The sequence below is a fragment of the Microbacterium sp. C23T genome (genome assembly GCF_053345975.1).
In genome coordinates this window covers 42,114-61,842 of record NZ_JBKFBD010000015.1, presented here as the reverse complement: position 1 = coordinate 61,842, position 19,729 = coordinate 42,114, and the positions used below count along the sequence as shown (strand labels likewise).

The 19,729-nt window shown below is 70.1% G+C and carries 24 protein-coding genes; 16 read left to right on the top strand and 8 right to left on the bottom strand.

The genetic code is table 11. The annotated features are described in order from the left end of the window. The first annotated feature begins 58 nt into the window (after nucleotides 1–58). The 3 genes from ACLBXX_RS10300 (at nucleotide 59) to ACLBXX_RS10290 (ending at nucleotide 3,860) form a co-directional block, all read left to right on the top strand. Nucleotides 59–811: an SDR family NAD(P)-dependent oxidoreductase gene (locus ACLBXX_RS10300; protein WP_447657948.1), complete on the top strand. Its 753-nt coding sequence runs from the start codon at nucleotides 59–61 to the stop codon at nucleotides 809–811. Nucleotides 812–1,009: 198 nt separating this feature from the next. Further along, nucleotides 1,010–1,735 (top strand): Type 1 glutamine amidotransferase-like domain-containing protein, encoded by a 726-nt coding sequence (locus tag ACLBXX_RS10295; protein WP_447657947.1) that lies wholly within the window; start codon nucleotides 1,010–1,012, stop codon nucleotides 1,733–1,735. Nucleotides 1,736–1,823: 88 nt separating this feature from the next. After that, nucleotides 1,824–3,860: an ATP-dependent helicase gene (locus tag ACLBXX_RS10290; protein WP_447657946.1), complete on the top strand. Its 2,037-nt coding sequence runs from the start codon at nucleotides 1,824–1,826 to the stop codon at nucleotides 3,858–3,860. 59 nt (nucleotides 3,861–3,919) lie between these two features. On the opposite strand, the gene ACLBXX_RS10285 is transcribed toward ACLBXX_RS10290, so the two are convergent. Next, on the bottom strand, nucleotides 3,920–4,561 hold the full coding sequence (locus ACLBXX_RS10285; protein WP_447657945.1) for an LON peptidase substrate-binding domain-containing protein: 642 nt from the start codon (nucleotides 4,559–4,561) through the stop codon (nucleotides 3,920–3,922). Nucleotides 4,562–4,913: 352 nt separating this feature from the next. On the opposite strand from ACLBXX_RS10285, the gene ACLBXX_RS10280 reads away from it, so the two are divergent. From ACLBXX_RS10280 to ACLBXX_RS10265, 4 genes are all read left to right on the top strand, one after another. Continuing rightward, nucleotides 4,914–5,129, top strand: coding sequence for a hypothetical protein (locus tag ACLBXX_RS10280; RefSeq protein WP_447657944.1), 216 nt, complete (start codon nucleotides 4,914–4,916; stop codon nucleotides 5,127–5,129). 136 nt (nucleotides 5,130–5,265) lie between these two features. Next, entirely contained in the window at nucleotides 5,266–5,619 is a 354-nt protein-coding gene (locus ACLBXX_RS10275; RefSeq protein ID WP_447657943.1) for an SdpI family protein, read from the top strand. Then, nucleotides 5,616–6,215, top strand: coding sequence for an NYN domain-containing protein (locus ACLBXX_RS10270; RefSeq protein ID WP_447657942.1), 600 nt, complete (start codon nucleotides 5,616–5,618; stop codon nucleotides 6,213–6,215). The genes ACLBXX_RS10275 and ACLBXX_RS10270 overlap by 4 nt, the downstream gene beginning before the upstream one ends. Nucleotides 6,216–6,344: 129 nt before the next feature. Beyond that, nucleotides 6,345–6,956 (top strand): methyltransferase domain-containing protein, encoded by a 612-nt coding sequence (locus ACLBXX_RS10265; RefSeq protein ID WP_447657941.1) that lies wholly within the window; start codon nucleotides 6,345–6,347, stop codon nucleotides 6,954–6,956. Nucleotides 6,957–6,999: 43 nt separating this feature from the next. Here ACLBXX_RS10265 and ACLBXX_RS10260 read toward each other — a convergent pair whose 3' ends face one another. The 3 genes from ACLBXX_RS10260 to ACLBXX_RS10250 are packed head-to-tail and all read right to left on the bottom strand — an operon-like array spanning nucleotide 7,000 to nucleotide 8,460. Beyond that, nucleotides 7,000–7,461, bottom strand: coding sequence for an SRPBCC domain-containing protein (locus ACLBXX_RS10260; protein ID WP_447657940.1), 462 nt, complete (start codon nucleotides 7,459–7,461; stop codon nucleotides 7,000–7,002). After that, entirely contained in the window at nucleotides 7,458–8,120 is a 663-nt protein-coding gene (locus tag ACLBXX_RS10255) for a dihydrofolate reductase family protein (protein WP_387139817.1), read from the bottom strand. The genes ACLBXX_RS10260 and ACLBXX_RS10255 overlap by 4 nt, the downstream gene beginning before the upstream one ends. Before the next feature lies 1 nt (nucleotide 8,121). Beyond that, nucleotides 8,122–8,460 (bottom strand): ArsR/SmtB family transcription factor, encoded by a 339-nt coding sequence (locus tag ACLBXX_RS10250; protein WP_447657939.1) that lies wholly within the window; start codon nucleotides 8,458–8,460, stop codon nucleotides 8,122–8,124. A 212-nt stretch (nucleotides 8,461–8,672) separates the two neighbouring features. Here ACLBXX_RS10250 and ACLBXX_RS10245 point away from each other — a divergent pair, with 212 nt between their 5' ends. Both ACLBXX_RS10245 and ACLBXX_RS10240 read left to right on the top strand, forming a co-directional pair. Then, nucleotides 8,673–9,200, top strand: coding sequence for a DUF1269 domain-containing protein (locus ACLBXX_RS10245; RefSeq protein ID WP_387139813.1), 528 nt, complete (start codon nucleotides 8,673–8,675; stop codon nucleotides 9,198–9,200). Nucleotides 9,201–9,258: 58 nt separating this feature from the next. Further along, nucleotides 9,259–9,429, top strand: a complete 171-nt coding sequence (locus ACLBXX_RS10240) for a hypothetical protein (RefSeq protein ID WP_447657938.1) — start codon at nucleotides 9,259–9,261, stop codon at nucleotides 9,427–9,429. A 27-nt stretch (nucleotides 9,430–9,456) separates the two neighbouring features. Here the strand turns inward: ACLBXX_RS10240 and ACLBXX_RS10235 are convergent, their stop codons facing one another. Further along, nucleotides 9,457–11,157, bottom strand: a complete 1,701-nt coding sequence (locus tag ACLBXX_RS10235; protein ID WP_447657937.1) for a hypothetical protein — start codon at nucleotides 11,155–11,157, stop codon at nucleotides 9,457–9,459. Nucleotides 11,158–11,364: 207 nt separating this feature from the next. On the opposite strand from ACLBXX_RS10235, the gene ACLBXX_RS10230 reads away from it, so the two are divergent. The 3 genes from ACLBXX_RS10230 (at nucleotide 11,365) to ACLBXX_RS10220 (ending at nucleotide 14,278) form a co-directional block, all read left to right on the top strand. Next, on the top strand, nucleotides 11,365–12,429 hold the full coding sequence (locus tag ACLBXX_RS10230; protein ID WP_447657936.1) for a winged helix DNA-binding domain-containing protein: 1,065 nt from the start codon (nucleotides 11,365–11,367) through the stop codon (nucleotides 12,427–12,429). Between the two features lie 69 nt (nucleotides 12,430–12,498). After that, complete coding sequence (locus tag ACLBXX_RS10225; protein ID WP_447657935.1) at nucleotides 12,499–13,530, top strand: alpha/beta fold hydrolase; 1,032 nt, start codon at nucleotides 12,499–12,501, stop codon at nucleotides 13,528–13,530. 76 nt (nucleotides 13,531–13,606) lie between these two features. Next, on the top strand, nucleotides 13,607–14,278 hold the full coding sequence (locus ACLBXX_RS10220) for a class I SAM-dependent methyltransferase (protein ID WP_447657934.1): 672 nt from the start codon (nucleotides 13,607–13,609) through the stop codon (nucleotides 14,276–14,278). 37 nt (nucleotides 14,279–14,315) lie between these two features. On the opposite strand, the gene ACLBXX_RS10215 is transcribed toward ACLBXX_RS10220, so the two are convergent. Further along, on the bottom strand, nucleotides 14,316–15,047 hold the full coding sequence (locus tag ACLBXX_RS10215; protein ID WP_387139793.1) for an alpha/beta fold hydrolase: 732 nt from the start codon (nucleotides 15,045–15,047) through the stop codon (nucleotides 14,316–14,318). Between the two features lie 227 nt (nucleotides 15,048–15,274). Between ACLBXX_RS10215 and ACLBXX_RS10210 the strand changes: the two genes are divergently transcribed. Continuing rightward, complete coding sequence (locus ACLBXX_RS10210; protein ID WP_447657933.1) at nucleotides 15,275–16,000, top strand: histidine phosphatase family protein; 726 nt, start codon at nucleotides 15,275–15,277, stop codon at nucleotides 15,998–16,000. Then, the gene (locus tag ACLBXX_RS10205; RefSeq protein ID WP_447657932.1) at nucleotides 15,984–16,823 is read left to right on the top strand and encodes an ADP-dependent NAD(P)H-hydrate dehydratase; all 840 of its coding nucleotides are present in this window, start codon (nucleotides 15,984–15,986) and stop codon (nucleotides 16,821–16,823) included. Before ACLBXX_RS10210 ends, ACLBXX_RS10205 begins: the two co-directional genes overlap by 17 nt. 45 nt (nucleotides 16,824–16,868) lie before the next feature. Here ACLBXX_RS10205 and ACLBXX_RS10200 read toward each other — a convergent pair whose 3' ends face one another. Together ACLBXX_RS10200 and ACLBXX_RS10195 are read right to left on the bottom strand one after the other, a co-directional pair. Next, a complete protein-coding gene (locus tag ACLBXX_RS10200; protein ID WP_447657931.1) occupies nucleotides 16,869–17,279 on the bottom strand; it encodes a GreA/GreB family elongation factor in 411 nt (136 codons plus the stop codon). 97 nt (nucleotides 17,280–17,376) lie between these two features. Then, nucleotides 17,377–17,547, bottom strand: coding sequence for a hypothetical protein (locus tag ACLBXX_RS10195; RefSeq protein ID WP_157549612.1), 171 nt, complete (start codon nucleotides 17,545–17,547; stop codon nucleotides 17,377–17,379). Between the two features lie 104 nt (nucleotides 17,548–17,651). On the opposite strand from ACLBXX_RS10195, the gene ACLBXX_RS10190 reads away from it, so the two are divergent. Both ACLBXX_RS10190 and ACLBXX_RS10185 read left to right on the top strand, forming a co-directional pair. Next, nucleotides 17,652–18,023 (top strand): VOC family protein, encoded by a 372-nt coding sequence (locus ACLBXX_RS10190; protein WP_447657930.1) that lies wholly within the window; start codon nucleotides 17,652–17,654, stop codon nucleotides 18,021–18,023. 106 nt (nucleotides 18,024–18,129) lie between these two features. Then, nucleotides 18,130–19,713 (top strand): L-serine ammonia-lyase, iron-sulfur-dependent, subunit alpha, encoded by a 1,584-nt coding sequence (locus ACLBXX_RS10185; RefSeq protein ID WP_447657929.1) that lies wholly within the window; start codon nucleotides 18,130–18,132, stop codon nucleotides 19,711–19,713. The last annotated feature ends 16 nt before the right edge of the window (nucleotides 19,714–19,729 follow it).

The following is a 19,729-nucleotide window of genomic DNA, read 5'->3' as shown; positions in this document are numbered from 1 at the left end:
CACCGGTGCGCGTCGCGCACTCGAGGACAGGCTTCGGAGGGAATGAGTGAGGAGCGACATGGAGTACTTCGATCTGACCGGCCGGCGAGCGCTGGTCACAGGCGGCAACCGCGGTCTCGGTCTTGCGATCGCGCACGCGCTCGCGGCCGCAGGCGCCCACGTGGTCCTCGGCGTCCGTGATCCGGAAAGCGCGGATCAGCCACTCCGGGCGATTCGGGCTGAGGGCGGTTCCGCATCCTCGATCGCCCTCGATGTCACGCGGCTCGATGAGGCCCGAGCAGCGGTCGACGCCGCATCGGAGGATGGCGCGTTCGACATCCTGGTGAACAACGCCGGCGGCGGGATCAATGCGCCGGCGATCGACGTCACGGAGGCGGATTTCGATGCGGTGTGGTCGCTGAACGTCCGTTCGGCGCTGTTCCTCTCGCAGCACGTCGCGCGCTCGATGCCGTCCGGGGGCGCGATCGTGAATGTCGCATCGCAAGCAGGCATCGTGGCGCTGCCCGGCGAGTCGTCGTACTGCGTGGCAAAGGCAGCGATGCTGCATATGACTCGCTGCCATGCGGTCGAGTGGGGTGACCGGGGCATCCGCGTCAATGCGGTCGCTCCCACGTTCATCGAAACCGACGGCACGGCCGACGCGCTGTCTGACCCCGCGTTCCGCGCCGACGTCATCGACCGGATCGCGGCGCTGCATCGGATCGGCAAGCCCACAGAGGTGGCCGGAGCGGTCTTGTTCCTCTGCTCCCCGGCGGCCTCGCTCGTCACCGGCCAGACGCTGGTCGTCGACGGCGGGTGGACCATCCGCTGAGGGACCGGCCGCTTCCGATCGGTGATCGGCGTGCATGCACGTGTGCGCTGGTCCCCGGGCTCGACCCTGGCCCGCGTAGGCTCTCCGGATGACCTTCGATGCGAACGACGCGGGCACCGGCGTCGATGGAACCCTCAGTCGCGACCAGCTCGGCGATGCAGCACCATCGCTTGCCACCGCAGCTGGGAGTGGTGTCGCGTGAGCGTGCACCTCATCGGCGGCGGCGCGACCACGGCTGCGGATGCCCCGCTCTATGCGCCGTTCATCGCTGAAGCGGTGGCGCGAGCGGCCGACGCGGGCCGCTCGCGGCCGCGCATCGCGGTGATCTCCCTGCACCCCGAGGCAGCGGAGAAGGCGGTGGCGCTCGGCGAGCTTCTCGCCGAGGCCGCAACGGGATCCGCGATCGACGTGCACCTGACCGCGGGGCGCCACGGCGAGCCGATCGGGCCCGGCGCGATCGCCGACGTCGACGGCATTGCGGTGGGTGGCGGCGTCGTCGAGGACGTGCGCTCCGGGCTGGAGCCGGTGTTCAGCGAGTTGCGTCGGCTGGTTGCGGGCGGTGTGCCGTACCTCGGCGTCTCGGCCGGAGCGATGATCGTCGCGGAGGGATCGCTCGGAGGCGGCTCGCGCATCGGCGGCGTGGTCGTCTCACCGGAGGACCCCGACGAAGCGGGGGACGAACTGGAGATCGAGGCCGGCATCGGCCTCGTCGACGTGGCCATCGAGGTGCACGTGGCTCAGCGCGGCATGCTGTCCCGATTGGTCGCGGCCGTCGAGTCGGGGATGGTCGCGGGTGGGCTCGGCATCGACGAGCGCACCGCCCTGATCGTGGGTGACAGCACGCTCCGGGTCGAAGGAGAAGGCAGCGTTTGGCGGGTACTGCCGACCGACGGCGGCGTGCTGGTCTCCACGCTCGGCACCTGAGGGCGTTGCGGCGTCGCTCGCCTCTGCGAGATCTCCCACCCTTTGCGGATTCCGACAGGCTACGCGAGGGCGGCGGCCGCTGGCTGAAATGTCCGGGGTTCTCGTTACGGTCACCTGCGTGGCAGTAAGCGATGCGCTTGCGGGACTGGATCCGGCACAGCTTCAGGCAGTCGAGCACGGTGAGGGGCCGCTGGTGGTCGCCGCGGGGGCGGGGACCGGGAAGACACGCGTGCTCACTGCTCGGGTGGCGCGGCTGCTCGAGGCCGGGGTCGTGCCGGAACGCGTCCTGCTGCTGACGTTCACTCGGCGCGCGGCGTCCGCGATGCTCTCTCGCGCTGCGGTGATGTGCGGCGACGCGCAGGCTGCGCAGCGCATCGCCGGGGGCACGTTCCATGCCGTCGCGCACCGCTTGGTCGCCGAGCACGCACAGCACCTGGGGCTGGAGGACGTGACGGTGATCGATCCCGACGACGTCATCGACCTCATCGACCTGCTGCGCGCCGACCACGGGCTCGACGGCACCGAGGTTCGCCTGCCCACGACACGCACCATCGCGGACATCGCCTCCCGCACGATCAACACTGCGACCCCGGCCCGCACCGTCATCGAAGAGCAGTTTCCGTGGGCGCTCGAGCAGGCCGACGCCATCGCCGGCCTGCTGCGTCAATACCGCGCCCGCAAACGCGAGCGCGGCTTGCTCGACCTGGATGATCTGCTCATCGCCTGGCGGGCGCTGGTCGCCGATCCCGACGTCGGGGCGCGGCTGCGGGCGCGGTGGGACTGGGTGCTGGTCGACGAGTACCAGGACGTCAATCAGCTTCAGGTCGACATCGTGCGCGGGCTGAGTCCCGACGGTCGCGGGCTCACGGTCGTCGGCGACGACGCACAGGCGATCTACGCCTTCCGGGGCGCGAGCGCCGGGCACCTGCTCGAACTCGTCGAGGCGTACCCCGACGCCACGCTGGTGCGCCTCGAACGCAACTTCCGATCCACGCAACCGATCCTCGACCTCGCGAACCAGGTGCGGCCGGGCGAGCTGAGGTTGCAACTGGTGGCCGACCGTGCGCAGCCGGGCGGCCGGCCGACGGTGGTCACGTGCCGCAACGCCGACGACGAGGCCCGCACGATCGCCGACCGCATCCTCGCCGCGCACGTCGATGGCACGCCCCTGCGTTCGCAGGCCGTGCTGATGCGCACCGGCTCCCACAGCGCGCAGCTCGAGGTCGAGCTCAAGGTGCGGGGGATCCCGTTTCACAAGTTCGGCGGGATCGGCTACCTCGAGACGTCGCACGTGCGCGACCTGCTGGCGAGTTTCCGAGTGGTGCTCAATCCGGCGGACGAGGTGTCCTGGTATCGCCTGCTCACCCGGCACCGCGCGATCGGCAAGGCGAGTGCGCGGGGACTGGCGAAGATCCTTGCGGACGGGGGCGTCGATCGCGCGGCGGACGCGGTCGCGGCGGCACCGGCGAAGGCGCGCACGGGGCTCGCGTCGACCCTGTCGCTGCTTGGCGCGGTCGACTCCACGACCGCCGCGCCGGAGCTGGTCGAGGCGTGCCGAGGCGCGGTGGACCCGTTGCTGCGCGCGCACTACCCGGACTGGCACCGTCGGGTGACCGAAGTCGACGGCATCGCGCAGGCCGCCGCCGGGCAGAGCGATCTCCGCATGTTCGTGAGCGAGCAGGCGATCGACCCGGTGAACGTCGCCGGCGACTGGGCGAAGCAGCCACACCTCGACGAGGACTGGCTGACCCTGTCGACGATCCACTCCGCCAAGGGCCTGGAATGGGACACGGTGCACCTCATGCGGGCGAACGATGGCGCGATGCCCTCGGACATGGCACTCACCTCGCGCGCCGGCCTCGCTGAGGAGCAGCGCCTCTTCTACGTTGCGCTCACCCGCGCACGGGACACCCTCGACGTCTACGTGCCCTCGCAGCTGCCCACGCACCCCACTGCGTTCCTGGCCAAGCATGTCGCCGCCAAGCCCAGCAGATTCCTGACCGAGACCGCACGCGCTCTCATGGAGCCGGTCAGCACCGCCGCCGTCACCCCCGAGCCGGCGCTCACGCGGGCCGTCGCGGCTCCGCGTGTGCGTACGGACGCGTTCGACGAACTGTTCGCCTGATCTCCGTCGGCAGTCGGGCGACGCATGCAGTTTCGTGTCGTTCTCCTGCGCCGCCTTGGTCAGGGGTTGCCGGCACCCGCGTCGCGCGCATCGGCGACGCGCGCGATGAGCGCCGGCTCCTCCTCGAGGCACAGGTCGAGGATGCCGCGCAGCAGGCCGCCGAGGCTGGTCGAGTTCAGCAGTCGGAACCGGTCGTACTCGCCCAGCGGAGCGATCGCGGCGAGCTGCCAGGACGACTCCACCGGGTCTTCCGAAAGGTCCGTCCCGGGATCCCATCGAGCCTCATCCAGGACGGAGGCGAGCGTCGCGAGGCGGCGCACGACCTGCTCGGCCTCGCGGTGGAGTGGCGTGAGCGCTTCGTCCCACACGAGCGGGGCCATCGTCGACACGTCGGCCACCGGGTGCGGGTCTTCTTCGCCCCATCGGTCGACGATGATCCGCTCCCCGCCGACGGCGACCACGTACAGGTCCGCGGCGCCCGCCTCGATCTGCAGGATCCGCGCCATGGTGCCGACGGAGGAGCGCTGATCCCCACCGCCTGACTCGAGACCCCGCTCGATGAGGACGACCCCGAACTCCGGATCCTCCACGTCGAGCAGGCGCCCGATCATGGTGAGGTATCGCGGTTCGAACACCCTCAGCACCAGCGGTGTGTACGGCAACAGGACACTGCCCAGCGGGAACATCGCGATGGCGTCCATAGGCACCAGTCAATCAGCTGGACGCGCGTCACCACCTCAATCCGAGCTCCGGTGCTGTCGGGGAGCGGACCCTGTCGTCCGACATCCAAGTGATGCTCGCGCACAGGAACGTCAGCGTTCACGGTATACCCGAGCCGGTACCCGTACTTGGGTGACTGCCCCTGGGTGCGGGCACGACCATGACCTCGGCCGTCGGGCGCTACTACGTCTACCCCGGGCCGATCACCTCTTTCCCGGTGACGTTCGATTCGGAGCCTTGCGGGCCCGCGTCCACCGCGGGGTGAAGACGGCTCGGACATCGGCAGACGCGTTTCCATCAACGATGGCGCGTGACGTCGATAGAGTCCGTTGCATGGCATCGGACGTGACGCTGTACATCGGGCCGGAGACGGCCTACAGGAAGTTCCGCTTCACGGACGTGAGCGAGTGGGAGGCGCTTCGTTCGCAGATCGTCGCGGCGATGGAGGCGGGCAAGGGTTTGATCGAAGTCCCTTGGAAGAACGACACCGTCGTGTTCGTCTACAGTCCGTATCTCATGGTGACCTGGGTGGAGAAACGTCCCGAATAGGCACTGTGCGTGAGGGCGGCGACACTCGGACAGGGGCCTCTTATGCCGGCAGCCGTGAGATGAGACCCTAACGCCGAAGCGTCGTAGGGCGGCTGATCGGGCGCGGGATAGCGTCGAAGCTGTGGAGAATGAGTGGGTGGCGAGGCTGGTCCTATTCGTCGTCATGGTGGGCGCCGGCGTCCTCTTGATCTGGATGGCGAATGCGGCGGCGTCCGGGCGTCTCAAGCGGAATCAACTCGCCGGGATCCGGATTCCGAGCACGATGGCGAGCGAGGAAGCCTGGCTGGCCGCGCATGTACGAGCGCGACGCGCGACGGTCTGCTCGGGAGTTGTGAGTGTCCTCGGTGGCGTATTCGCTCTGATTCCCGTTCCCATGCCCGTAGTGACTCTCGGGGTGCTGGTCGTCGCTGGCGGCATGCTCGGATTCGTCGCCTACGGGGCTCGAGTCGGCAGCGTGGCCGCGAAGGCCGCGTCCTTGCGCCACATATGATTCGCTCTGAACTGCTCACGAAGGAGACGGATTTGTCAGCGGCAGACTCTCGAACAACATGGGTGCTCGTGGACGGCGAGAACATCGACGCGACGCTCGGAACCTCGATTCTCAACCGGCGGCCGCAGCCGGACGAGCGGCCGCGGTGGGATCGACTCCTCGCATTCGCAGGAAGAGAGTGGGCCCAGGCGGCGCGGGGCGTCTTCTTCCTCAACGCGTCATCGGGTATCCCGATGGCATTCGTCCAGGCGCTCAAGGCGATGGACTACATCGTCGTCCCTCTGTCCGGCGAGCCAGACGAGAAGGTCGTCGACATCGCCATCCAGCGCACACTGCGCGCACTCGACGGTCGTTCTGCCGACGTGATGCTCGTCAGCCACGACGGCGACTTCATCGAGGACATCGCGGGCCTGATCGGTCCACCGCGGCGAGTCGGCGTCGTCTCATTCGCAGAGTTCCGAAACGTCGGCTTCAACTCGCTCGCCGGGCTGGAGAAGTTCGACCTCGAGTACGACGCGCGGGTCTTCGACGCTCCTCTGTCCCGGATCCGGGTGATCCCGATCGGCGAATTCGACCCGACCACATTCCTGGATTGAGGACGGCCCCAGCGGCGCGCTCGGCGACGGGCGAGATGCAGACAATCTCAGGTCGATCGAGCACGGGCCATTCTTTCACCGAAGACGGGATCGGTGTCGGGAGATGGTGACCTGGCCTAGTCTCCCGTCATGCCCTCGAACGTCGAAGCCGCATACTCGCGTCGAGCTGCGGACTACATCGAGCAGCTCAGCTCGATCTCTTCCGTGCACCCGTCCGACCTGCAGCTCGTCACGACCTGGGCGGCGCAGACCGGCGGTCCGCTCCTGGACGCGGGATGCGGCCCCGGGCACTGGACGGCGTACCTCGCCGCGCAGGGCCACGATGTTCGCGGCGTGGACCAGGTCGGCAGCTTCGTCGACCACGCGCGGAGGACCTACCCCGACGTCGCCTTCGAACAGAGAAGCTTCGACACTCTGCCCGACCCCGCCGGAAGCATCGGGGGGATCCTGACGTGGTACTCGCTGATCCACCATGAACCGAGCGCCATGCGGCCCGCACTCGAAGAGTTCGTTCGAGTGCTCCAGCCGGGTGGGACCCTCCTCGTCGGGTTCTTCATCAGCGACACCGTGGAGCCGTTCGATCACGCCGTGATCACCGCGTACCGCTGGCCGCCAGAAGCTCTGGCGCACGAGTTGAGGGCAGTCGGCTTCGAAGTCATCGAGACGCACACCCGGATCGGTCGTCACCCGAAGCCCCGGCCCCACGGAGCGATACTCGCCCAGCTCCCTCCGGCGGACTGAGGCCAGGGGGCCACGGACCCGGGTGGCATCCTGCCGCCCGACGCTAGTCGAGGTGGCGGGCGAGGGCTTCGAGCAGGCCTCGGGTGCCTTCTTCGCGGTTCGGGCCGTCAGCCCAGAACCTGTCGAAGAAGATGCCGTGCTCGACATGCGTGAGCCGGGTGCCGCCCGCAACCTGCTCGAACTCGAAGGACGCCACCGACGTGGACATGTGCGTGCCATCGAGCCACATGTCGTAGGTCGTGACGATGCGGACGTGTTCGACGATGTCGGTGTAAACGGCCTCGTACCGTGAGAGCGGGCCTCCGTGGAACTTCGCCTCGTCGATGTCGCGGCCGCCGACGCGGAAGTCGAACGTCCACTCGCCGGACTCGAACGCGTCCCCGTCGCTGAGCCAGCGACGCTTCTGCTCCCCGTCGGCGAACGCGTGCCAGACCCTGGTGACGGGCGCGGGGTACTCGCGGGTGAGGGTGAAGCCGGAGTGGGCGAGGCGCCGGTCGATCGTCATCGGGCGCTGTCCCCGCGGGTGAAGGTGACGTGGATCGTGCCGCTCTCGGCGACCTGGGTCCGTACCCGGTGGGTGGATTCGAGGCCCCGAAGGTCGTCCCAGACCCGGGCGCCCCGGCCGAGCACGATCGGCGCGATCGCGACGTGGAGGTCGTCGACGAGTCCGGCGCGGAGGAACTCGCGCGCGGTGCGCACACCGCCCCCGACCCGGACGTCGAGACCACCGGCGGCGGTGGTCGCCTCGGCGAGCACGTCCTCGATGGCGCCGGTGCGGAACTCGAACGTCGTCCCGCCGGCCATCGGGATCGACGGCCGCGGCGCGGTGTGCGTGAGCACGTAGACGGGGTAACCGAACGGCGGCTGGTCGCCCCACCACCCCTTCCAATCGGGGTCATCTGGGTACGCGTGCAGACCGAACATGGCCGCGCCCATGATCTCGGCGCCCACGCCCGTGAAGAACGAGGCGGCGAACGATTCGTCGATCCCTGTGGTTCCCGCGCCGCTCGTGTCGCCGAAGACCTTCTGACGGAAGGTGCGCGTGGCGGCGTAGGCCGCGGTCAGGGGACCCCAGTCCTCGCCCATGGGGTTGTCGGCCTCGGGATCGGGCGCGGCGGTGTAGCCGTCGAGTGACGAGAACAGGTCGACGCGAACACGGGTCATTTCAGATCTCCTTCGGGGTGGTGCGGGCCAGGTGGATGCCGAGGCGGTCCGCCTGGCGTTCCGCGGAGGTTCGCTGCTCGCCGAGCCAGAGATGCAGCACGTCGAGCGCGCCGGGTCGCAGGCTCACGGTCCGGACGCGCCCCTGCTTGCTCGAGGTGACGACTCTGGCGTCCTCGAGGATCCGCAAGTGCTGGAGCAGAGACGGCAGTGCCATCGAGAACGGGGCCATCAGGTCGGACACGACAGCGGGGGATTTCGCCAGACGCTCCACGACCGCGCGGCGGGTGGGGTCCGCGAGAGCTCGGAGCACAGCATCCAGCTCTCCGAAATAGTTAGGCATATGCCTAACTATTCCTCACTGATCGGTGCTCGTCAATCGTCGGCCGAGCGAGGGTGCGGGTTGCGCAACGGACTCGACCGCAGGACCCCGAGAATTCACCCGCCGGGGCCTCGCCAGCGTGCGGGGCCCGCAATAGGATCACAGCACCCTGATGACCCAGAGTCCGGAAGCGGCCGGCCGGTCGCCTCTGAGTTCAACCGAAGGAGAGATCGATGGGTACGGAGAACCTCGCACTGGTGGTCGGCTCGTACGACGACACCGCGGCCGCGTCGGACGACTACAAGGCCCTCCGAAGCGGCCAGGACGCCGGCGGCTACGAGATCATCGGCGCGGTCGTTCTGGTCCGCGACAAGGACGGCAAGGTCCAGGTCAAGGAGCACGGCGACAAGTCTGTCGGCAAGGGCGCCGCCTGGGGTGCCGGCGCCGGCGTGGTCGTCGGCCTGTTCGCGCCGCCGCTGCTCGCGGCCACCGCGGTCGGCGCCGGCATCGGCGCGATCCTCGGAAAGATCAAGAAGAACCGCGAGGAGAAGCAGTTCGGCGTCGACGTCGACGAGTGGCTCGCACCCGGCACATCGGCGGTCGTTGCCGTGGTCGACGATCGCTGGGCCGACAACGTGGAGAAGGCGCTTCAGCGGTCGGACAAGCGCATCAGCAAGGCGATCGACGCGGACGACTACGAGAAGCTGCGCAAGGCCATCGAGGATTCGGCGGACGACGTCGTCGAGCAGATCAACTCCTAGACGAAATCCTCCTCACGGGGGAGGCGAGCCGAGACGTGCCGCCCGTAGCATCCGAGGCATGACCGATACCGTCTTCAAGCCGGGTGACGATGTCTTCACGACGAACGCACGCGGCATCGTCATCGATGTTCGGGCAACGCCTTCGGGCAAGTGGGTCTTCGGCGTCGAGGACGCCCACGGCGCGGTGAGCTACTTCACCGGCGCGGCCCTCCGTCCGGCGCAGTCTTAGCGACTGCCGCAGCCCGAACCGCGGCCCTCAGCCGCAGTTCGGGCGGCAGCCGCGCTGGGTGACCGCGTCGATGAGCACGGTGCCGATGTCGGTCGGCTGGAAGGCCTGATACGCAGCGCCGTCGGTGGCGGCGGCGATCTGCTCCAGAGCGGCCTGGTCGGTGTCGGGTCCGTAGCCGATCGCGATGACGGCGACGGGTTTCGCGGGATCCCGCAGGGTCTCGAGTTGCGCGAGCAGCTCCGGCAGGCCCAGCCCCTCATCGTCCTCGTTGACCCCGTCGGTGTTGAGCAGCACCAGATGCACCTGTCCGGGGACATACGTGTCGCGCATGTACTGCACCGCCGCGAGCACGCTGTCGTAGAGGCCGGTGCCGCCGCCGACGAGGCTGTCGAGCCCGTTGGCCGTGTCGATGGTGCGCTGCTTGTGCGCCGGATCGCCCAGGGGGCCGAAGGGGACGACCTCCTGCCAGTCCTGTCCGCCGATCCGCCGGCTCGAGAACACCCAGGTCGCGAGCGACGAGTCGTCCGACAGCGAGTTGACCGCACGGACGGCGGCCTGCTCGAACAAGTCGATGCGCCGCATGTCGGCGGTCGCCGGCTGGAGCATGGAGCCGGAGACGTCGTTGAGCGACAGCATCCGAGACGGCGCCGTGAGCATCTGCCAGGTGCGCAGCGCTTCGGCTTGGTTGGCGCTGTCGATAGGCTCAGCGGGCGCGCCGGTGCCCGCAGCATCCGTCGCCGCGTCCGGCGTTTCGTCTGCCGCGTCGCGCAGTCCGAACTCGGCGAGGTGATCGCTTCCTTCCGCGATGGCGGCGGTCAGCATCTCCACTGCTTCGAGCGTGTCGGTCGGAGCCTCGGCGAGCGTCACCACGGGGATGCTCAGCGCGGGCTTCACGTCGGCCGGGTAGACGGGGACGAGCGGGGTCTGGGTCTCCTGGCCGTACTTCCGCAGCGCCTGCTCTGTGGTGACGGCGATCGTCGGGGTCGTGGCGGCGGATACGGCCGCGAGCGCATCGGCGGCGGTGGGGACGACGCCGGTGTCGAGGCCGAGCACAAGCGCCGTGAAGGCGCGCGCGTCCCCGCCGACCGCGGTCTGCAGCGCGAGCAGCGCCGCTGAGCTTGCGGCGACCGTCGACGGATCCGGCAGCACGGCAGCGACCGCGCGGCCCGCGAGGCTCGAGAACCCCGCGCCCGCCGACTCGAGCGCCGCCGCCGTGGGTTCGGTCGCCGCGAAGACGACCGGCGTGCTGGCCACCGTGGCGCCCACGACCAGGTCTGCCGCGTCCACACCCGTGAGTTCCGCCTGGCCGGCCGCTCGCGCCGGCCACATCGCGGAGTCGGGCACCCACACGTCGAAGTCGGGCGCGGATCCGGCGGCCAGCGCCGCGGCTGTGGCGGCGCTGTCTTCCGCGACGATCGTCACGTCGGGGCAGTCGGAGCCGGATGACGGCAGATCGGCGACGATCGCCTCGAGCGCTCCTGCGAGCGCGGGATCCGCCGTGATGCGCAGACTCGACGGCAGACACCCGTTCGTCGACGCCGGCTCCTGTTCGGGTTCACCGCCTGTGCCGCGCGCGAGGAAGATGCCGAGGACGACCGCGATCGCCACGACGAGGACGAGGATCACTCCGAGCAGCAGCAGGGACCGCCGCCGCCGCTGTGCGGCGCGGACGGCCGCCCGCGTGGGGGCATCGCTGCCGATGGGCGTGTTCGGCTGCACTCGAACCACATGCACTCCGATGGACGGCGGGTGGGGCCCGCTTCGGGGATACGTCGACGTATCTGAGGAATACGGCGTCGTATTTGGGGGGATACTTCAGTGGAGTATAGGGGACGGGCAGTCTCGATGCCCCGGTCAGGCCGGTGGCTCCGTCTCGCCGTCGACTCGCGATGGCGACCGTCGACCCCTGGCGGGCCTGGCGCATACGCTCGTCACGTGCTCACCGATCGCGACATCGCACGCTGGCGATTGCACTCGCAGCATCTCGCGGCACCCGTCGACGGTGCGGAAGAGGTGGTGCGGTCGCTCCTCGCCGTGCAGGCGGAGAATCCGTCGCAGTCGGCGTGGGCCGTCGCCACCCGCACGCGCCACCCGCAGCAGTCAGACCTCGCCGGGCTCCTGGAGAGCGGGCGGGTGCTCAGGACGCACGTCCTTCGTCCGACCTGGCACTACGTCCACGCCGATGACGTGCTGTGGCTCCTCGAGCTGACCCGCGATCGGGTGCTGCCCGTCGTGGATCAGCAGCTCGTCCCGCTCGGTGACCGACTGGGCGCTGTCGCCGACGCCGTGCTCGAACTCCTCGCCGCGTCGCCCGATCGCACCCGCGCCGAGCTCGCCGACGCCTTGGCGCAGCGCGGATACGAGCTGACGGGCATGCAGCTCATGCTCCTGGCGGGCCATCTGGAGCTGCACGCTCTGATCTGCAGCGGCGTTCCGCGTGAGGGCGAGCACACCTACGCGCTGTTCTCCGACCGCGTCGACGCGCCGCGACGGCTGGATCGCGACGAGGCGCTCGTCGAGCTCGCGGTGCGCTACTTCACCTCTCACGGACCCGCCACCGCACGCGATCTCGCCTATTGGGCGACGCTCACCCTCACCGATGCCCGTCGCGGACTCGCGGGCGCCGCCGACCGACTCGAGTCGTTCGATCACGACGATCGGACCTACTGGCACGCACCCGGCCGGCCAGCATCCGTCTCGCCGAAAGGCCACCTCCTGCAGGTGCTCGACGAGACGTATCGCGGCTATCAGGACTCGCGCTGGGTGCTCGATGCCGACGGGCTGCTGTCGCGAGGGCGCGAGACCGCGATCGGCATGGCGCTCGTCGACGGGCAGGTCGTCGCCGGGATGAAGCGCACGCTCACGAAGCGGGCGGTGACCTTCGAGATCCGCAGGCTGCGGCGCCTCGCTCCCGACGAGGAGGACGCGATTCAGGATGCTGCGGCCCGCTGCGCCCGCTACCTCGAACTCGAGCCTCGCCTGACGTGGCAAGAACCGTAGAGTCTCCGGCGGCGTTGTGCGGCGCAATCGATCCCGCTGCTGCGGAGGAGCCGTCGTCATAATGGGCGTGTGCAGCAACGCATCGGTCGCGTGTCGACGGCTGATGGCACCGAGGTCGCGTACGCCTCGGTCGGTGAGGGGCGCCCGCTCGTGTACGTCGGCGGGTGGCTCAGTCATCTGCAGCTGAGCTGGGAGATGCCGGAGGAGCGGGCCTTCTACGAGAGCCTCGCCGAAGGCTGCCGGCTCGTGCGCTACGACCGCGCCGGGTGCGGGCTGTCTGTGTCATCCGGTCGCGTGCCCTCCCTGGAGTCCGAGCTCGAGCAGCTCGCGGCGGTCGCGGATCTCGTCGGTCCGGAGCCGTTCGACGTCGTCGGGACATCGATGGGAGCGCTCGTCGCGGTCGCATGGGCGGCGGCGCATCCGGAGACCGTGCGGCGGCTCGTGCTGTACGGCGGATGGGTCTCGGGCGCGAACATCTCCACCCCCGACGTGCGCGATCACGTGCTGGGACTGGTCGAGTCGCACTGGGGGCTGGGTGCCGATGTGCTCACCGACATCTTCGCGCCGGACGCGACGTCCGCGATGCGAAAGGACTTCGGCCGGTATCAGCGGGCCTCGTCCTCCGCCGAGACCGCCCGCTCCCTCCTCGCGCTGAGCTACGACCTCGACATCGGCGACCTCCTCGCGCAGGTCCGCGCCCCGACGCTGGTCGTGCATCGGGCCGAGGACCGCGCCGCCCCCGTCGCGGAGGCCGCTTCCCTGGCCGACGGCATCTCCGGCGCGACTCTGGTCGTGCTGCCCGGTCGCTCGCATCTGCCCTACATCGGGGATGCGCACGCCGTCGTGGCACAGATCCGCCGGTTCCTCGGCATGCGCGGCCTGCGGCGCTCGCCGCGGGATCTGACTCCGCGCCAGACGGAGGTCGCCGCTCTGGTCAGCGAGGGCCGCACCAACCGTGAGATCGCGCAGACGCTCGGCATCGACGAGCGCTCCGCCGAGGGACACGTCGAAAGGATCCGGCTGCGCCTCGGCTTCACGTCGCGAGCCCAGATCGCCGCCTGGTTCGTCGCCCAGCGCGAGGGCTCTGCGCCGTCGAACTGAGGTACTTCCCCGCCTGTCGACACGGATGCTGCGGCCCAGGCTGGTCTCAAGCGACAGGCTGAGTTCAGGAGGAGACATGGCCGACACCACGACCGCCGACGACCGCACAACGGCGTTCGAGTTCCCGCAGCACACGCTGCGCGGGGCGTTCAACGCGGCGTTCTTCCGCGTGATGGGCCCGTACATCGAACGCAACCTGCGCCGGCACAAGCAGCGCATCTTCGCGAACCTTCCCCGCCAGGTCGTCGAGATCGGTTCCGGCGTCGGCGCCAACCTGCGGTACCTCACCGAGGGCAGCACCCTTGTGGCCATCGAACCCAATCGATCCATGCACGGGCCGCTCCGGGGCGCGGCGCAGCGGCACGGTGTGCTCCTCGATCTGCGGGAACGCATGGCCGAAAAGACGGGGCTCGCCGACCGCAGTGCCGACAGTGTGATCTCGTCGCTGGTGCTGTGCTCGGTACAGGATCCCGCGGCCGTGCTCGCAGAGATCCGGCGCATCCTGCGCCCGGGCGGCACGTTCCGCTTCCTCGAGCACGTCGCCGCCCCCGACGGCACGCCGACCCGCGCCGCGCAGCGGATTCTGCGCCGCCCGTGGGCGTGGACGTTCGAGGGCTGCTCGTGCGAACGCGATCTGGAACAGGCCGTCCGCTCCGCCGGGTTCGAGAGCGTGACGATCGAGCGCTACCGGATCCGGACCCCGTTCCTCCCGTTCAACACCCACATCGCCGGTATCGCACGGGCGTGACCGCGTGCGACACCGGCGAAGCGCGTGGTGACGGCGGTCAGCCGATCGAGGCCGCGGCCGCGCGGATCGCCTCCAGCGTCGCCGCCGGCTGCGACACCATCGAGACGTGCGACGCGTCGACCTCGGTGATCGTGGCGCCGGCGCGTTCCGCCATGCGGCGCTGCGTGTCGATCGGGATGACGCGGTCCTCGGTGCCGAGGACGGCCCAGCTCGGGATCGTCTTCCACGCGGGCGCGGCCGACGGCGTCACGTTCGCGACGAAGGAGGCCGGACGCTGCGTCGCGACGATCGTCCATCGGTCGGCCTCGGGGAGGTCCTGTGCGAACGCGTCATGCACGGTCTGCGGCTTGAGGAACGCCTCGGCCGCGCCCTCCGGAGCGCCCGGATAGCCCGCGACATCGAGGACCGTGGTCGGATCCGCGACCGCGAGGGCGGAACCCGATCCCTCGAGGATGCCGACGACGGTCTCGCCCTCGTCGGGGATGAACGCGTCGACGTACACCAGCGCCTTCACGTCACCGCCGTGTGCGCCGGCGTTCGTGATGACCGCGCCGCCGTACGAGTGGCCGACGAGCACGACGGGCCCGCTCGTCCGCTGCGCGAGGAACGACGCGATGTACGCCGCGTCGGACGACAGTCCGCGCAGCTCGTTCGGTGGGGCGAGGACCGTGAACCCTTCGGCCTGGAGCGGAACGCTGACGGCGTTCCAGCTCGAGGCGTCGGCCCACGCACCGTGGACGAGGACGATCGTCGGCTTGCTCTCTGACATTCGACTTCCCATCTGTTGCGCCGCCCCCAGGCGGCTGCGGATGATCAAAGTCGCGTCGTGTGCTGTCCTGGACGCGCTGTCCGACACCCTAGGGGCGCGCGCGGTGTGAGCGCTAGCATCCGCCGGATGATGCCGCGGTGAACGTTTGCCCGAACCTGCGCACGACACCGCGGCCGCCCCCTGTCAATGGGGATCCGCGGCCCGGCCGCCGTCCTTAGCCTGGGGCGATGACGGTGAGAGAGCTGTGGTTGGTCCGGCACGGCGAGAGCATCGGGAACATCGCGGCGACGCGCGCCGAGATCGACGGGCTCGACGTGATCCCGCTCGACGTGCGGGACGCGGATGTCCCGCTCTCGGCCACCGGGCAGGAACAGGCGACCGCACTCGGAACGTGGCTCGCGCCGCACCTCGACCACATCGATCTGTTCTGGGTATCGCCTTACGCCCGCGCGAGGGAGACGCTGGCGATCGCCCTCGGGGACGGGGCGGCGGGCCGGACCATCTTCGTCGACGAGCGGCTGCGCGACCGCGAGCTCGGGATCCTGGATCTGCTCACGCGGCAGGGCGTCGCGCGACTGCATCCCGAAGAGTTCTCTCGGCGTCGCCACCTCGGCAAGTTCTACCATCGGCCGCCCGGCGGAGAGTCGTGGGCGGACGTCGCGCTGCGGTTGCGCTCGTTCCTGCGCGAGGCGCTCGAGAGCGGCCCCGAGACGGCGATGCTGGTGGTGCACGACGCGGTGGTGATGCTGCTGCTCTACATCCTGCTGCCGCTGCGAGAGGACGAGCTGCTCGGTTTCGCCGACGAACACACCGTCCTGAACGCCTCGATCACCCACGTGATCCGCACCGAGGCGGGCTGGGAGCTCGCCGCCTTCTCGGACGTGGCCCACCTCCAGCGCGAGGGCGCCGATGTCACCGCTCACCCCGGGGATCCCGATGTCCAGCCGCGTTGAGCCCGTGACCGAAGCGCTGCTGCGGGAGTGGGGCCTGCCCGACCCGGGAGACTCGAAGAAGTCCCGCGGCGATGTCGTGGTCGTGGGTGGCTCGCGCAGCTCGCCGGGTGCGGTGCTCCTCGCGGGCGAGTCGGCGCTCCGGGTCGGCGCGGGGCGCGTCGCGCTCGCGGTGCCGCAGTCGATCGACGCCCAGGTCGGCATCGCGCTCCCGGAGGCCGGCATCCTCGCGCTGCCCGACGATGCCGACGCGCCGCTGAAGGGGGAGGTGCGCGAGAAGGTCTCGGCCGCCGATGCCGTGCTGGTCGGGCCCGGCTTCAGCGACCCCGACGAGACGCGCGCGACGCTGCTCGCCGTCGTTGCCTCGGGTCCGCGCGTGGTCGTGCTCGATGCCTTCGCCCTCGGGGTGCTTCCCGACGTCGATCGCGGCGATCTCCCCGACGACATCATCCTGAGCCCGAACAAGGACGAGGCGAGGATCCTCCTCGGCCGTGAGCTCGCCGACGACGTCGCCGACGTCTGCGAGATCGCCCGGAGGTTCGATGCGGTCGTCAACTGTTACGGCGTGGTGGCGCAGGCCGACGGGTGCGCATGGCGGGTCGACGACGGGGACAGCGGGTTGGGGACGTCCGGGAGCGGCGATGTGCTCGCCGGTGCGAGCGCGGGATTCGCCGCGCGCGGCGTGGTCCCCGCCCGCGCGGCGGTGTGGGGCTCGTGGACGCACGCCCGGGCCGGCGCCCGGCTCGGCGAGCGCATCGGTCTCGGCTACCTCGCGCGCGACCTCGCGCGCGAACTGACGCCGGCGGTCCACAGCGTCTCACGCTGAGGCGTCCCCGCACCCGAACGGGTGCGCCGCCGGATCACCCCGTTGTCAGCTGTGCGGGACCGCGTCCGCCACGGCGCCGGCGATCGTCGCCCCGCTCGGCGCGGCGTACGAGAAGCGGTCGCCCGGGAGCAGCCCCGCGATCGCCTGGCCGAGCGGTGAGTCGGGGGAGTAGACGGCCAGGTCGGAATCCGCACCGAGGAGGGTGCGGGAGCCGAGCAGGAACGTCTCCCGCGATCCGTCCGCGTCGAACTCCACCGTCACGCGCATCCCGGGCTCGACGATGCCGTCGTCCGGGCGCTCGCCGACCTGGGCTCGACGGATGGTGCCGCGCAGCTCCAGCGCACGGACCTGGCTCTGCTCGTCTTCGGCGCCCTCGCGCACGAGCAGTTCGAGCTCCTCCTGCAGCTGACGCAGAGCGTCCTGCGTGAGCCAGATCGGCTCCTCCACAACAGACACGGCAAACCTCCACAGCCGGGACAGATGAAGTTCCCGAGCCTAGCGGTTCCCGTCGTGGGGCGCACCGCGAGCAGGCGCCGCCTGCTCGGGCGCTCGCCTACCGGCGTTGTTCGAAGGCTCCCGCCGTGACCGGAATCGCGACGGCCGCCACGATGCAGAGCAGGCCCAGGACGAACACCAGCGCGGGCAGGACCGGTGACGCGAACGACAGCCCCAGGATCACCATTCCGCCGACCATCAGGATCAGATAGAGCACGAAAAGCAGCATCGCCAACCTCCAGGATCGCCTCCCTCATTGATACTCCTCACCGGCCCGCCGCGGGAAGGGCCGCATCCCTGGCATCGGACTTCGGCGGGAGCGAGAATGACGCCATGAGACTTGTGCAGGTTGCTCAGCACGCCGACGACCTCGAGCGTGCCGCAGGCTTCTACACCTCCCTGCTCGGCACCGACGCGACGGCGGTGTTCGATCCGCCGGGCCTGCTCTTCTTCGACCTCGACGGCGTGCGGCTGCTGCTGGACCGCAACGCCCCGACCGCGCTGCTTTACCTGCACGTCGACGACGTCGCGGTGGCCCTCGAGCGAATCGGCGACCGGGCCGAGGTCGTCTCGCCGCCGCACGTGATCTTCACCCACGAGGACGACACCCTCGGTCCGGCGGGTCACGAGGAGTGGCAGGCGTTCGTCAAGGATTCCGAGGGCAACACCGTCGGCCTCGTCTCGTTCCGGCCCGTCGCTTCCTGAGACCGCCAGGCTGCACGACGAATGCGCGCGAGATGAGGCATCCTGCTCGTATCGAGTCGGTAACAGGAATCAGAGTGCACGCTCCTGGCGGGTTAGCCTGGTCGCGATGAGCGCCTACGTCTCGGCGTTCGAGCTGTTCTCCATCGGCGTAGGACCCTCGAGCTCCCACACGGTCGGTCCCATGCGGGCCGCCCACGATTTCGTCGTCCGCCTGCGCGAAAGCGGGGTCCTGCCGCAGGTCGGCCGCGTCACCTGCACGCTGTACGGCTCGCTCGGCGCCACGGGCATCGGCCACGGCACACCCGACGCCGTCGTCGCGGGACTGCAGGGCCTCGAACCCGAGACGGTGGATCCGGCTGCTGTGCGCTCGGCCTGGAGCGCCTGGCCCGACGATCGCGCGCTCGAGTTGGCCGGGGTGCACGCGGTGCCGTTCGAGCGGGGCGACGTCGTGTTCGCGCCGCGCACCCGGCTCCCCGGCCACCCCAACGCCATGACCCTGGAAGCGTGGGCCGCGCCCGACGACGGACCGCCGCGTGCGCTCGCCGCGCCCGGCGTGCGCGAGACGGGTTCGTCCGCGGCGGTCGAACCGGTGACGGGGACAGATGCCGGACTGCTCATCCGCGAGACGTACTACTCCGTCGGCGGCGGTTTCATCCGTCGCGAGGGCGAGGCGGCGGGCGTGCGGCCCCACGCGTTCCCCCTCGACTTCTCGAGCGCTGAGGAGATGCTCGCCGTGTGCGACGAGCGGGGCATCACGATCGCCGAGGCCGCGCGCATCAACGAGGAGTCGCTGCGCCCCGACGAGGACATCGCCGAGGGGCTGGATGCGATCTGGGACGCGATGGCCGCGTGCGTCGAGGCCGGCCTGGAGTCGGGGGGCGTTCTCCCCGGGATCCTGGGGGTCAAGCGCCGCGCAGCATCCATCCGCGAGCAGCTCGAGGCCGCCGAGGCCGACGGCCGTCGCGAGCTGCCGGGGGAGTGGCTGGGCGCGTTCGCGCTCGCGGTCAACGAGGAGAACGCCGCGGGCGGGCGGGTCGTGACCGCGCCGACGAACGGCGCTGCCGGCATCCTGCCCGCCGTCGCGATGTACTGGTGGCGCTTCCTCGCCGATTCCGGCCTCGGTGCCGGCAATGCGGTGACGCCCTACGGCGAGCTGGTCGGCAGCGCACTGCTCGGCTATCTCGGGCACGCGGCGACCACCGAGGAGGCCGCAGGCTGGGACGACGAACAGGTGGCGGAGGCGAACCGTCGCCGAGGCATCCGTCGATTCCTCCTCACCGCCACTGCGCTCGGCTCGCTGTTCAAGGCCAACGCGTCGATCTCCGGCGCAGAGGGCGGCTGCCAGGCCGAGGTGGGATCGGCGTGTGCGATGGCCGCGGGCGGCCTCACCGCCGTGATGGGCGGCACGAACCGGCAGATCGAGAACGCCGCCGAGATCGCGATGGAGCACCACCTCGGCCTCACCTGTGACCCGGTCGGCGGGCTCGTGCAGATCCCGTGCATCGAGCGCAACGCGATCGCCGCGTCGACGGCGGTGACCGCCGCGCGCCTCGCGCTGCGCGGCGACGGCTCGCACTACGTCTCGCTCGACGCGGTTGTCGAGACCATGCGCCAGACCGGCATCGACATGTCGCACAAGTACAAGGAGACGAGCGAGGGCGGCCTCGCGGTGAACGTCATCGAGTGCTGAGGTGGCCCGATCCCTG